This window comes from Enterobacter sp. 118C5 (assembly GCF_034107645.1).
GTDB classification, from domain to species: Bacteria; Pseudomonadota; Gammaproteobacteria; order Enterobacterales; family Enterobacteriaceae; genus Enterobacter; species Enterobacter nematophilus.
Genome location: NZ_JAWNEU010000010.1, coordinates 37,396 through 50,386, shown reverse-complemented (window position 1 = coordinate 50,386; position 12,991 = coordinate 37,396). Strand labels below are relative to the sequence as shown.

At 56.6% G+C, this 12,991-nt stretch carries 11 protein-coding genes; all 11 read right to left on the bottom strand.

All coding sequences use genetic code 11. The features are described from left to right. Nucleotides 1-14 precede the first annotated feature (14 nt). Nucleotides 15-2,456, bottom strand: coding sequence for a ribonuclease R (gene rnr / locus UTO39_RS16320; protein ID WP_061099475.1), 2,442 nt, complete (start codon nucleotides 2,454-2,456; stop codon nucleotides 15-17). 38 nt (nucleotides 2,457-2,494) lie between these two features. Then, the gene (nsrR, locus tag UTO39_RS16315) at nucleotides 2,495-2,920 is read right to left on the bottom strand and encodes a nitric oxide-sensing transcriptional repressor NsrR (RefSeq protein ID WP_061099476.1); all 426 of its coding nucleotides are present in this window, start codon (nucleotides 2,918-2,920) and stop codon (nucleotides 2,495-2,497) included. 192 nt (nucleotides 2,921-3,112) lie between these two features. Further along, nucleotides 3,113-4,411: an adenylosuccinate synthase gene (locus UTO39_RS16310; RefSeq protein WP_024907332.1), complete on the bottom strand. Its 1,299-nt coding sequence runs from the start codon at nucleotides 4,409-4,411 to the stop codon at nucleotides 3,113-3,115. Nucleotides 4,412-4,515: 104 nt separating this feature from the next. After that, entirely contained in the window at nucleotides 4,516-4,713 is a 198-nt protein-coding gene (locus UTO39_RS16305) for a DUF2065 domain-containing protein (RefSeq protein ID WP_003855996.1), read from the bottom strand. A gap of 71 nt (nucleotides 4,714-4,784) precedes the next feature. Continuing rightward, on the bottom strand, nucleotides 4,785-5,789 hold the full coding sequence (hflC, locus tag UTO39_RS16300) for a protease modulator HflC (protein WP_061099477.1): 1,005 nt from the start codon (nucleotides 5,787-5,789) through the stop codon (nucleotides 4,785-4,787). A 2-nt stretch (nucleotides 5,790-5,791) separates the two neighbouring features. Next, on the bottom strand, nucleotides 5,792-7,051 hold the full coding sequence (hflK, locus tag UTO39_RS16295) for an FtsH protease activity modulator HflK (protein WP_028015254.1): 1,260 nt from the start codon (nucleotides 7,049-7,051) through the stop codon (nucleotides 5,792-5,794). 56 nt (nucleotides 7,052-7,107) lie between these two features. Beyond that, a complete protein-coding gene (hflX, locus tag UTO39_RS16290) occupies nucleotides 7,108-8,388 on the bottom strand; it encodes a ribosome rescue GTPase HflX (RefSeq protein ID WP_151412992.1) in 1,281 nt (426 codons plus the stop codon). A 73-nt stretch (nucleotides 8,389-8,461) separates the two neighbouring features. Then, nucleotides 8,462-8,773 (bottom strand): RNA chaperone Hfq, encoded by a 312-nt coding sequence (gene hfq, locus UTO39_RS16285; protein WP_008502919.1) that lies wholly within the window; start codon nucleotides 8,771-8,773, stop codon nucleotides 8,462-8,464. 85 nt (nucleotides 8,774-8,858) lie between these two features. Then, a complete protein-coding gene (miaA, locus tag UTO39_RS16280; protein ID WP_320727576.1) occupies nucleotides 8,859-9,809 on the bottom strand; it encodes a tRNA (adenosine(37)-N6)-dimethylallyltransferase MiaA in 951 nt (316 codons plus the stop codon). Then, nucleotides 9,802-11,646 (bottom strand): DNA mismatch repair endonuclease MutL, encoded by a 1,845-nt coding sequence (mutL, locus tag UTO39_RS16275; RefSeq protein WP_320727575.1) that lies wholly within the window; start codon nucleotides 11,644-11,646, stop codon nucleotides 9,802-9,804. The genes miaA and mutL overlap by 8 nt, the downstream gene beginning before the upstream one ends. Nucleotides 11,647-11,655: 9 nt before the next feature. Next, nucleotides 11,656-12,987, bottom strand: coding sequence for an N-acetylmuramoyl-L-alanine amidase AmiB (amiB, locus tag UTO39_RS16270; RefSeq protein WP_320727574.1), 1,332 nt, complete (start codon nucleotides 12,985-12,987; stop codon nucleotides 11,656-11,658). Nucleotides 12,988-12,991: the final 4 nt, after the last annotated feature.

Sequence of the window (12,991 nt, the reverse complement as noted above, 5' to 3'; positions counted from 1 at the left end):
GGGTGAGGGGAGAATTATTCCGCCTGCTTTTTCTTGGCTGCGCGCTTCGCTTTGGTGGCGGCAGCAATTTTCTGCGTCTTCGCGGAAGGCTTTTTCGCTGAGCGAGCCTCTTTCTTCGCCGCCTTTGGCTTCTGTTTTTTCTCGCCGCGGAACGCGCTGTCCGGCTCGAAGTTTACCTTCTTGCCTGCCTGGCGACGTTTACCGCTCGCTTTGCCGTTTCCGCCTTTTTTCGCCCTTTCACGCTCGGTTTTACCCACGTTACGCGGCGCGCGCTCGCTGGAGATCAGGCTGAAGTCGATTTTACGGTCGTCCATGTTCACGGCTTCCACCTTCACTTCCACGCGATCGCCCAGACGGTAGGTCTGGCCGCCAGATTCGCCAATCAGACGCTGGCCGACCTGGTCGAAGCGGTAGTAGTCGTTATCCAGGCTGGAGACGTGCACCAGGCCGTCGATAAACAGCTCGTCCAGACGAACGAAGAAACCAAAGCCGGTGACGCTGGCAATCACGCCTTTAAAGACGTTGCCCACCTGGTCCAGCATAAAGTCACACTTCAGCCAGTCCGCCACGTCGCGCGTGGCTTCATCAGCACGGCGTTCGGTCATGGAGCAGTGCTGGCCCAGCTGCAGCATCTCTTCCATCGAGTAGTGGTAACCGCCGGTTTCGGTGGTGTTCCCTTTATGGCCCTGCTCCTGCGCCAGCAGATACTTGATCGCGCGGTGCAGGGACAGGTCAGGATAGCGACGGATCGGCGAGGTAAAGTGCGCGTAAGACTGCAGCGCCAGGCCGAAGTGGCCCCGGTTTTCCGGATCGTAAATCGCCTGCTTCATGGAGCGCAGCAGCATCGTCTGCAGCATTTCTGCGTCAGGACGGTCGCCAATGGATTCCAGCAGTTCGGCGTAATCGCGCGGCTCAGGCTTGTTACCGCCCGGCAGCTCCAGACCGAGTTCAGCCAGCACGGAGCGGAACGCAGTAATGGCTTCCGTCGACGGCTTATCGTGAATACGGAACAGCGCAGGCTCTTTCGCTTTCTCAACGAAACGCGCCGCCGAGATGTTCGCCAGGATCATACACTCTTCAATCAGCTTGTGCGCATCGTTACGCTGGGTCTGTTCGATACGCTCAATACGACGTTCTGCGTTGAAGATGAACTTCGCTTCTTCGCTCTCAAACGAGATCCCGCCGCGCTCTTCGCGCGCCTGATCCAGCGTTTTGTAGAGGTTATGCAGCTCTTCAATATGCTTAACCAGCGGCGCGTACTGCTCGCGAAGGTCCTGGTCGCCCTGCAGCATATGCCAGACCTTGGTATAGGTCAGACGCGCGTGCGAGCTCATTACCGCTTCGTAGAATTTATAACCCGTTAAGCGCCCTTTGTTGGAGATGGTCATCTCACAAACCATACAGAGGCGGTCAACCTGCGGGTTCAGGGAGCACAGGCCGTTGGAGAGCACTTCCGGCAGCATCGGTACAACCTGAGACGGGAAATAGACCGACGTACCGCGGCTGCGCGCTTCGTTATCCAGCGGCGTGTGCGGACGAACGTAGTAGCTTACGTCAGCGATAGCCACCCACAGACGCCAGCCGCCGCCGCGCTTTTTCTCGCAGTAGACGGCATCATCGAAGTCGCGGGCGTCTTCACCATCAATGGTGACCAGCGGCAGGGAGCGCAGATCCACACGGCCCGCTTTGGACTCTTCCGGCACTTCTTCACGCAGGTTTTCGATCTGCTCTTCGACCGCTTTCGGCCAGACGTACGGGATCTCATGCGTGCGCAGCGCCATATCAACGGCCATCCCGGTGCCCATATTATCGCCCAGCACTTCGACGATTTTCCCAACCGCTTTGGTGCGGCGGGTCGGACGCTGGGTGAGTTCTACCACCACCACAAAGCCCATTCGCGCGCCCATCACCTCTTCAGGTGGGATCAGAATGTCGAAGCTCAGACGGCTGTCGTCCGGCACCACAAAGCCCACGCCCGCGTCGGTAAAGTAGCGGCCCACAATCTGGCTGGTTTTCGGCACCAGCACGCGAACCACGCGCGCTTCGCGGCGGCCTTTACGGTCAGCGCCCAGCGGCTGCGCCAGGATCTGGTCGCCGTGGATGCACATTTTCATCTGTTCGGATGAGAGATACAGGTCGTCTTTACGGCCTTCCACGCGCAGGAAGCCAAAGCCGTCACGGTGACCAATCACGGTGCCTTTCAGCAGGTCGAGGCGTTCTGGCAGCGCGTAGCACTGGCGGCGGGTAAAGACCAGTTGACCGTCGCGCTCCATCGCGCGCAGGCGGCGGCGAAGGGCTTCAATTTGCTCTTCACCTTCAATATTTAATTCAACGGCAAGTTCTTCACGATTGGCGGGTTTTTCGCGTTTTGTTAAGTGTTCAATGATGAACTCGCGGCTGGGGATAGGATTCGCGTATTTTTCGGCTTCGCGTTCCTGGAAAGGATCTTGTGACATGTCGGTTCCTCCGTTGTCAGCTCCGGTGGAAATTTTCTTCATTCCACCAGCAATAATTTATAAAGCGGTTGATTCTCTTCAACCAAATCGGCCAGCGTGTAGTTATCCAGTTCCTTGAGAAAACTTTGCACGGCCTTAGAAAGCGCCTGTTTCAGGCGGCAAGCGGGCGTAATGTGGCAGAACTCGCTGCTGCAGTTCACCAGAGACAAAGGCTCCAGCTCGCGTACCACATCCCCGATACGAATGCTCTGTGCCGGTTTGCCAAGACGGATCCCTCCATTCTTCCCGCGGACGGCAGCAACGTATCCGGCACGGCTAAGTTGATTGATTATTTTGACCATATGATTACGGGATACACCGTATACCTCTGTCACTTCAGAGATACTGGTCATCTTCCCTTCGGGTAACGACGCCATGTAAATCAGCGCGCGTAAGCCGTAATCGGTGAAACTTGTTAACTGCACATCAACCTCAGGAAAAAGGGAAAACGCGGTTAAACCGCAGAGATATTCATTAATGATGATAAACCAGCCAGATAGTTAGGGGCTAATTTATTTGACAGACGGGGCGAAAAAGCGGAGATCCAGGAGCGGTCGCCGGTTGGCGCTACGCTTATCCGGCCTGCGGGTCTCCCCGCAGGCCAGCAGTCACGAAGATTATGCGTCGAACGGGTCGCGCAGGATCATCGTTTCAGTACGATCCGGGCCGGTAGAAATAATATCGATCGGCACTTCGGTCAGTTCTTCAATGCGCTTGATGTAATCCAGCGCCGCCTGCGGCAGGCCGCTACGCTCTTTCACACCGAAGGTGGTCTCAGACCAGCCCGGCATGGTTTCGTAGATTGGCTCGATGCCTTCCCAGTCGTCAGCGGCCAGCGGAGTGGTGGTCACTTCGCGGCCATCCGGCATGCGGTAGCCTACGCAGATTTTCACTTCTTTCAGGCCGTCCAGCACGTCCAGCTTGGTCAGGCAGAAGCCAGACAGGGAGTTGATCTGCACTGCGCGACGCACTGCAACCGCGTCCAGCCAGCCGGTACGACGACGACGACCGGTGGTCGCGCCAAACTCGTTACCCTGCTTGCACAGGAACTCGCCGGTTTCATCAAACAGTTCGGTCGGGAATGGACCCGCACCCACGCGAGTGGAGTACGCCTTGATGATACCCAGAACGTAATCCACATAACGTGGACCCAGGCCGGAGCCGGTCGCCACGCCACCCGCGGTGGTGTTCGAGGAGGTTACGTACGGATAGGTACCGTGGTCGATGTCCAGCAGCGTACCCTGCGCACCTTCGAACATGACGAAATCGCCACGCTTGCGCGCCTGGTCCAGCAGATCGGACACATCAACAACCATACCGGTCAGAATGTCTGCAATCGCCATGACGTCATCCAGCACTTTCTGGTAGTCAACAGCGTCAGCTTTGTAGAAATTCACCAGCTGGAAGTTGTGATATTCCATCACTTCTTTCAGTTTTTCAGCGAAGGTCGCTTTGTCGAAGAGGTCACCGACGCGCAGACCGCGACGTGCAACTTTATCTTCATATGCCGGGCCGATGCCACGACCGGTGGTGCCGATCGCTTTCGCGCCACGCGCTTTTTCACGCGCCACGTCCAGCGCCACGTGATAGTCCAGGATCAGCGGGCAGGCTTCGGAGAGCAGCAGACGCTCACGAACAGGGATACCACGGTCTTCCAGACCTTTCATCTCTTTCATCAGCGCAGCAGGAGACAGCACAACGCCGTTACCGATGATGCTGGTGACGTTATCGCGAAGAATGCCTGATGGAATAAGATGGAGGACGGTTTTTTCACCGTTGATTACGAGAGTATGGCCTGCGTTGTGACCGCCCTGGTAGCGTACAACATATTTAGCCCGTTCAGTCAGAAGATCAACAATCTTCCCTTTACCTTCGTCACCCCATTGGGTGCCCAGTACGACGACGTTGTTACCCATTTTTTTCAAAATCACCGTTTGCTTAAAAATGGATTCTACCATCGCTTTTTCAGATATACAGCACTTTTTGACCCTAAAATATGCCAATTGCGGCTAGTTTTTGATCAGCCAATCGTTTTCCTCAACATGTAGTAGATAACGATACCGGCAACCACAAGTCCACCGCCGAAACGACGCAAAATATTGTCCGGCAGCTGGCTCATGGTCGCGATCATACGACGCCATGCGCGCGGATAGAGCATCGGGCCGAGGCCTTCCAGCACCAGAACCAGGGCCAGCGCGAGCCAGATCGTTGAATTCATTTTTCATCCTTATAAAAGAAAACCACCGCTCCGTTGGGAGCGGTGGTTTGAATACTCAAACGAGCCTGAGTTTATCGCGTTGCGTTGGTCGGCGTCTTCATATAACGGAAGAAATCGCTGTCCGGGCTGAGCACCATCACGTCCTGGTTGCTCTTAAAGCTGTTCTCGTAAGCGCGCAGGCTACGGATAAAGGCGTAGAAGTCTGGATCCTGGCTGAAGGCATCGGCGAACAGCTTCGCGGCTTCCGCATCGCCTTCACCGCGCAGGATACGGCCCTGACGCTCAGATTCCGCCAGCGTCTTGGTCACTTCATAGTCCGCTGCCGCACGCAGTTTTTCAGCTTCTTCCTGACCCTGTGAACGGTGACGACGGGCTACCGCTTCACGCTCGGCGCGCATACGGTTGTAGATCGCCTCGGACACTTCAGCTGGCAGGTTGATCTGCTTGATACGCACGTCAACCACTTCGATACCCAGCGCTGCCATACTGTTCGGGTTGATCACCGGCACTTTACCGTTGGTTTCAGCCTGAACGCGTTCAGCGGCTTTAGCAATCGCGTCATCCGCTGCTGGCGTTTCCACTTCGTCTTCGGTGCCCGCTGTACCGGAGTTCAGCGCATCGCGCACTTCCAGGGTCAGACGACCGCGGGAGTCGGTCACGATGTCTTTCACATCCAGACGACCAATCTCGGAGCGCAGACGGTCAGAGAACTTACGTTTCAGCAGCACTTCCGCCTGAGAAACGTCACCGCCGCCCGTTGCCAGGAAGTAGCGGCTGAAATCGCTGATGCGCCATTTGATATAAGAATCAACGATCAGGTCTTTCTTCTCTTTGGTCACGAAACGGTCAGCCTGGTTATCCATGGTCTGGATACGCGCATCCAGCGTTTTCACTGACTGAATAAACGGCACCTTGAAGTGCAGGCCCGGCTCATAAATGACCGGACGTTTGTCACTGTCACGCACGACGCTGCTGAACTGGAATTTGATCCCACGCTCGCCCTCTTTCACCACAAAGATCGAGGTATACAGCACGACCAGTACGATGACGACGATCGCAATAACTGACTTACGCATCCTTATTCCCCCTGACGCTGGTAGTCGTTACGCTGTGCGTTAGCACGGCGTTGGTCCATAATGTCACCATCGTTCGAAGAAGGCGTTGTGTTCGCGCTGGAGCTGCCTGATGAGGCTGGCGGCAGACGCAGCAGGTTGTTCGCTCCGCTGGTGTCTTTCGCTGCCGGTGCAGAACCGCCTTTCAGCATCTGATCCAGCGGCAGAACCATCAGGTTTCCACCTTTGCTGTCGTTAACCAACACTTTGCGGGTGTGGCTCAGCACTTTTTCCATGGTCTCGATATACAGACGCTCGCGGGTAATTTCCGGTGCGGCTTTGTATTCCGGCAGGATGCGCGCGAAGCGAGCCACTTCACCCTGAGCTTCCAGGATGGTCTGGGTCTTATACGCACGCGCCTCTTCAAGAATACGCTGCGCCTGACCGTTAGCACGCGGCTGCACTTCGTTGGTGTACGCTTCTGCTTCACGGATGTACTGCTGTTCGTTTTCACGGGCAGCAATCGCATCATCAAACGCGGCTTTTACCTCTTCCGGCGGACGCGCAGCCTGGAAGTTGACGTCCAGCAGGGTGATACCCATGTTGTACGGACGAATGGTCTCTTCCAGCTCGCGCTGGGTATCGCTACGAATAACGGTACGACCCTCGGTCAGAATGCGGTCCATAGTGTATTTGCCGATCACACCACGCAGGGCGCTGTCGGTCGCCTGACGCAGGCTGTCATCCGCGCTGGTCACGCTAAACAGATAACGTTCTGGATCGGTCACGCGGTACTGCACGTTCATTTCAACGCGCACCACGTTCTCGTCAGACGTCAGCATCACGCCGGAAGCCGCCAGTTCACGGACGGACTCCACGTTGACAGCAGTGACGTCGTCAATGAAGGTCGGTTTCCAGTTCAGGCCCGGCTCAACCAGATGGCTGAACTTACCGAAACGGGTGACCACGCCGCGTTCTGCTTCTTTAATGGTGTAGAACCCGCTGGCTGCCCAGACGATCACCAGCCCGGCAGCAACGATGCCCACCAGGCGGCCACCTAATTGCGGGCGCGGTCCCTGGCTGGAACTGCCACCCGAACCAGAACCTTTTCCTCCGCCAAGACCACCAAGCTTTTTGCTCAGCTTGCGGAAGATATCATCCAGATCCGGCGGCCCCTGCTCGCGACCACCTTTGTTGCCATTTCCCCCAGAGTTGCCGCCTTGATTATTGCTGCTTCCCCACGGGTCGCGGTCTTGTCCGTTATTACCGGGCTGATTCCACGCCATGTATATGCTCCATATTTGTTATGCAAGGGCGAATTTTTCAGGCTTCCCCTTTCTGATCAGACGATATAGTCCGCCAGCGCAGGTTCTTGTTTACAGAGGCGACGCCAGTCAACGATCGGCATACGCACCTGCATCCCCACGCTGCCGTCATCCTCCATCCACTCTTTTTCTATCGCCTGAAGCTGATAAAACCGGCTGCGCAGCCTGCCTTCCTGTGGCGGCAGTCGCAGCGTGTGCTGAGCTACCTCACCGGAAAGACGTTCTGTCAAAGCCTGGAAAAGCAGTGGCACACCAACACCGGCCTGAGCAGAAAGCCAGACCCGTATCGGTTTGTTCTCTTCATCACGGTCGATACGCGGTTCGAAATCTTCCAGCATATCGATCTTATTCATCACCAACAGCGTGGGAATTTCGTGGGCGTCTATTTCTTCCAGCACCACGTTCACCGCGTCGATGTTCTCCTGCACGCGTACGTCAGCCGCATCAATCACGTGCAGCAGCAGGGTCGCCTGACGCGTCTCCTGCAACGTCGCCTTAAACGCCGCTACCAGATCGTGCGGCAGATGGCGGATAAACCCTACGGTATCCGCCAGCACTGTTTCACCCACGTCTGCAACGTCAATACGGCGCAGCGTCGGGTCCAGGGTCGCAAACAGCTGGTCTGCGGCATACACCTGGGCCTCGGTTATCTGGTTAAACAGGGTGGATTTACCGGCGTTGGTATAGCCCACCAGCGACACCGTTGGAATGTCGGCTTTGGTTCGCGCCCGACGCCCCTGTTCACGCTGTTTCTCTACACGTTCCAGACGAGAGAGGATCTGGGTAATACGGCCACGCAGCAAACGGCGGTCGGTTTCGAGCTGGGTTTCACCCGGACCGCGCAAACCAATCCCGCCTTTTTGTCTTTCAAGGTGGGTCCAGCCACGCACCAGACGCGTCGCCAGATGGCGCAACTGCGCCAGCTCAACCTGCAGTTTCCCCTCGTGGGTTCGGGCACGCTGAGCAAAAATATCTAAAATCAATCCCGTGCGATCGATAACACGGCATTCGCAGAGAGCTTCCAGGTTGCGCTCCTGGGCTGGAGACAGCGCATGATCAAACAACACGACTGACGCGCCGGTTGCTTTTACGGCATCCGCAATTTCTACTGCTTTACCTTCACCAACAAAATACTTTGGGTGCGGCGCTTTACGGCTACCGGTAATCACCTGCATTGCTTCGACACCGGCGGAAGAGACCAGAGATTCAAACTCCTGGAGGTCTTCCATATCTTTGTCTTGCGAAAAATAGATGTGTACCAGCACCGCCTGCTCACCGGCATCATAACGGTCAAACAAGCGTAAACCTCTCTAAAAAGATCAGCGGGGAACGCAGGATCCCTGGCTCCCCGTGTGGATAACAGCTAAAACCTTATTCGGTCTCGTCGCTGTCCTGCGCTGGCGTTGAAGAACCCTGCGCGTTGCTGCCATGATGGTAGTTACTGCCTGTGCCGCCGCCAGCGTTATTGCTGTGATGAGAGACCGGACGGGACGGAACAACAGTAGAGATAGCGTGCTTGTAGACCATCTGGCTGACCGTGTTTTTCAACAGGATCACGAACTGATCGAAAGACTCAATCTGACCTTGCAGCTTAATACCATTCACCAAATAAATAGAAACTGGAACACGTTCCCGACGCAATGCGTTCAGGAACGGATCTTGTAAAGATTGCCCCTTAGCCATTCTATCTTTTCCTTATATGCTTGTTTTGTACTTAGAACCTTGCGATTCTGAAAAATTGCGCACGATACGTCTCAATTGTACACATTCAGTGGGCGATATCACCAACAACCTCAATCACCTCGTTTAACGCCTGTTGCGGTTTTTCACTGTCTAACCAGTGAACTCCCTCCCAACCGCGCAGCCAGGTGATCTGGCGCTTCGCTAACTGTCTCGTGGCGCAAACACCTCGATAAACCATTTCATCGTATGAAATCTCACCTTCAAGATACGACCACATCTGGCGGTATCCCACACAACGAACGGAAGGCATATCCGTATGCAAATCTCCACGGGCAAATAGCGCCCGCACTTCTGCTTCAAAATCTGAAGCCAACATCTGATGAAAACGCTGCTCAATTCGTTGATGGAGCAGTTCACGGCTCGCCGGGGCGATGGCGAACTGATGCACCTGATACGGCAGAGCGTCTCCTGACGTTTGCGTCAGTTCCGTTAAAGTTTTACCCGAAATGAAAAAAACTTCCAGTGCCCGGGAAAGCCTTTGCGGATCATTTGGATGGATCCGCGCTGCCGCAACCGGGTCAACCTCCGCCAGCTGCATGTGCAATACGTCCCAACCCTGCTCTGCCGCCTGCTGCTCAATCTTTGCTCTCACTTCAGGGTCCGCGGAAGGTAATGGTGACAATCCTTCGAGCAGCGCCTTGAAGTAAAGCATGGTTCCGCCAACCAACAGCGGTATACGCCCCGCGGCGGTGATCTCGGCCATCTCAGCTAAGGCATCCCGGCGGAAATCCGCTGCGGAGTAAGCCTCTGCCGGGTCGAGAATGTCCAGCAAACGGTGCGGTGCCGCACGCAGTTCGTCTGCGCCGGGCTTCGCCGTGCCGATGTCCATCCCTCGGTAGATGAGGGCGGAGTCGACGCTAATCAACTCTACAGGCAAAACTTTACGTAGCTCAATGGCTAACGCCGTTTTACCGGAGGCCGTTGGGCCCATTAAAAAAATTGCCTTTGGCAGGCTCGCCTTACTTACGTCAGTCATGTTTCAGGGCGATCATCGCCGTTTTTAAATCAACAGGTTGTAATAACCCACCCGGCGGCGCTTTCACCAGCTGTGGGCAGAGGCGTTCCACCTCCGCCAGCACGCTAATCGCCTGCGCCATACTCCACGGTGAATGTTCGCTGGCCAGATGGCGGGCGATCCACTGCGCGGTGTTGGCAGCCTCAAACGATGTTTGCTGCGCCAGGTAGCCTATCAGTTCAGGAATCAAGTTTTGTAAATTTTGTTGGCGTAAGGGTAAAGGCACTGCGCGAATTGTCACATGTTGTGGTTCGAGCACAATTTCAATGCCCATTTGCGCCAGCTGGGCCTCTGCACGCTGCAATACCCTTGTTTCTTCAGCGGATATTTTCAGGCGCACCGGGATCAATAGCGGCTGCGCACAGGCCGCATTTTCCCCCGGTGTCAGCTGCGCCTGCTTGAGCCAGCGTTCGGCAACCGGCAGCGCCAGAAGCAGCAGTTTGCCGTCGCGCTCAAGCAGGGCCATATCCGGTGCGATAATCGTCAGCACCCGGCCAAAACTCTGGCTATGGCCTTCAAGAGAAGGTGTCGCCACCGAAACGTGCTCTTTGCGCTCGACTGCGGGCGTTTCCAGCAGTTTACGGTACAGCGCTCCCTGCTGCTTTTGATAGCCGGGCTGAGCGTTCGGGTAGTTCGCGCCCGTCGGACGCGGCGCAGCTCCCGCAGAGGAGAAACGCGGGGCGTCCGGTTCACGCGCGACGGCTGGCTCCGCAAAATGGTTGCGGCCCGCAGCGACACGGTTTTCCGGAATGGGGCGCGGAGCGGAGTCTTCTTTTTCCAGCGGCAGCGTGGGTTCAAGCTGCTGTTGCAGCACGCTCAGCACGCCCTGGTAGATAAAATCATGCACCAGGCGCGACTGATGGAAACGCACCTCATGCTTGGCAGGATGGACGTTGACATCCACCTGATGCGGGTCGATCTCCAGATAAAGCACAAAGGCCGGTTGCTGATCGGCCCCGAGCTTGTCTTCACAGGCCTGGCGAATGGCGTGGTTAATGAGGCGGTCGCGCATCATGCGGCCGTTCACGTAGCAATACTGAATTTCAGAGAACGCCGCGCTGCTGGCGTTTGGATCGGCCACCCAGCCACGTAAAGCCAGATCGCCGTGCTGCCACTCGATAGCCAGCGCCTGCTCCAGGAACGGCGTCCCGCAGATAGCCCCTAAACGTCGCTCTTTCTGCCCACCTTCAGCCACCGCGCGGTACTGGCGCATCACCTTGCCGTTATGGCTGAGGTTGATGGTGACGTCAAAACGGGCGAGCGCAATTCGGCGGATGATCTCGTCGATATGGCCGAACTCGGTTTTTTCGGTACGCATAAACTTGCGGCGAGCGGGAGTATTGTAGAACAGGTCCAGAACTTCCAGCGTGGTACCGACAGGGTGCGCCGCGGGCTTGACCGTCACGTCCATATCCCGCCCTTCAGCGTAGGCCTGCCAGGCTTCCTGCTGTTCAGCGGTGCGGGAGGTCAGCGTTAAACGGGAAACCGAGCTGATACTGGCCAGCGCTTCGCCGCGAAAACCGAGGCTGATAATCGCTTCCAGGTCATCCAGAGAGGCAATTTTACTGGTGGCATGACGCGCCAGCGCCAGCGCCAGCTCCTCTTTTTTGATGCCGCAGCCGTTGTCGCGAATGCGGATGAGCTTTGCGCCGCCGCGTTCGATATCAATATCAATGCGGGTGGCGCCCGCATCGAGGCTGTTTTCAACCAGCTCCTTCACCACCGACGCAGGGCGTTCCACCACCTCACCGGCGGCGATTTGGTTCGCGAGCTGCGGCGGCAGAACCTGAATCGGCATGAATTCTCCTTAATTTGTGGCGGTCAACTCGCCCGGCTGCGCGGCGCTGGCCGTCTGGGCTGCTCCGCCCTGCGGCGCGGACTGCAGAGGATGCGCCTCAAAATAGTTACGTAAACCGTTATAAATCGCTTCGGCAATTTGCTGCTGGTAGCTGTCGCTACCCAGCAGGCGCTCTTCACTGTTATTGCTGATAAAGCCGGTCTCTACCAGAATTGACGGAATATCCGGCGAACGCAGAACGCCCAGGCTCGCATGTTCCGGGCGACGCTTGTGCAATGCCCCGATGCCCTGCAGCTGATTCAATACGTTAGTGGCGACATCATACCCGACGCGCTGAGAATGACCGAACTGTAAATCCAGCACAGCCTGGCTGAGGTACGGGTCAGACTGGCTGTTTGCCAGCACGTCACCCGCGCCGCCTAACAGTTCAGACTGTTTCTCATGCTCTTCCAGCCAGTTGGCCATTTCGCTGTTCGCCCGGCGGTTCGACAGAACCCATACCGAGGCCCCCGTCGCGTTACGGTTCGGTGCGGCATCCGCGTGAATGGAGACCAGGAAATTGGCGTTTTGCTTACGCGCCACGTCTGAGCGGCCCATCACAGAGATAAAATAGTCGCCGTCGCGGGTCAGTACGCCTTTAAACATCGGGTCATCGTTTAACAGCGTCCGCAGCTTGCGGGCCACCGCAATAGTGACATTTTTCTCTCGCGTGCCGCCCGGGCCAATCGCACCAGGATCCTGTCCACCGTGTCCGGCATCAATGGCAATAATCACTTTGTCACCGCTGACCGCGCGCCGTGCGCTGGCCGCCGGACGCGTTACCGTGTTGCTGCTGGTCGCCGCGGTGATGCGATCGTTCTGCGATTTAAACGGATTACGCGCAGGTTCCGATGGGCGCGGCGTATACACAGGCTCTTCCACGCGTTTCGCGACAACCGGTGGAGGCGGCGGCGGAACGTCGGCATTGATGGTGAAGACCACCGTATAGTTCGCCCCGTTTTGCTGCTTCACCGCCTTCGTTTTGCCCTTTTCGGTCAGATCGACCACCAGGCGCAATGACTGGCTGTCCTGAGGGGTACCCGAGCGGATACTTTTCACCAGGTTATTACCGCTAAAACGCAGCGGTAACCCCTGGATCACGCCAGTCTGTTTAATATCCAGCGCCACGCTGTGGCTGTCTGGCTGTGAAAACGCGTATTCAGGGTCACCCATAAAGCTGAACGTGATCCGGGCCTGGCTTTCGCCGTTTGACACCTGAATATCCGATAGGCTTGCCGCCCCGGCCTGCGCGCACAGCAGCACCGTCGCAGCCAACACCCAACCTTTAACGCGACTAATCATCCCG

What these genes read in the sequence shown, in the direction of transcription:
- mutL (WP_320727575.1), bottom strand. Translation starts at nt 11,646, where the DNA reads ATGCCGATTCAGGTTCTGCCGCCGCAGCTCGCGAACCAAATCGCCGCC.
- hflC (WP_061099477.1), bottom strand. Translation starts at nt 5,789, where the DNA reads ATGCGTAAGTCAGTTATTGCGATCGTCGTCATCGTACTGGTCGTGCTG.
- miaA (WP_320727576.1), bottom strand. Translation starts at nt 9,809, where the DNA reads ATGACTGACGTAAGTAAGGCGAGCCTGCCAAAGGCAATTTTTTTAATG.
- hfq (WP_008502919.1), bottom strand. Translation starts at nt 8,773, where the DNA reads ATGGCTAAGGGGCAATCTTTACAAGATCCGTTCCTGAACGCATTGCGT.
- amiB (WP_320727574.1), bottom strand. Translation starts at nt 12,987, where the DNA reads ATGATTAGTCGCGTTAAAGGTTGGGTGTTGGCTGCGACGGTGCTGCTG.
- UTO39_RS16310 (WP_024907332.1), bottom strand. Translation starts at nt 4,411, where the DNA reads ATGGGTAACAACGTCGTCGTACTGGGCACCCAATGGGGTGACGAAGGT.
- hflK (WP_028015254.1), bottom strand. Translation starts at nt 7,051, where the DNA reads ATGGCGTGGAATCAGCCCGGTAATAACGGACAAGACCGCGACCCGTGG.
- rnr (WP_061099475.1), bottom strand. Translation starts at nt 2,456, where the DNA reads ATGTCACAAGATCCTTTCCAGGAACGCGAAGCCGAAAAATACGCGAAT.
- UTO39_RS16305 (WP_003855996.1), bottom strand. Translation starts at nt 4,713, where the DNA reads ATGAATTCAACGATCTGGCTCGCGCTGGCCCTGGTTCTGGTGCTGGAA.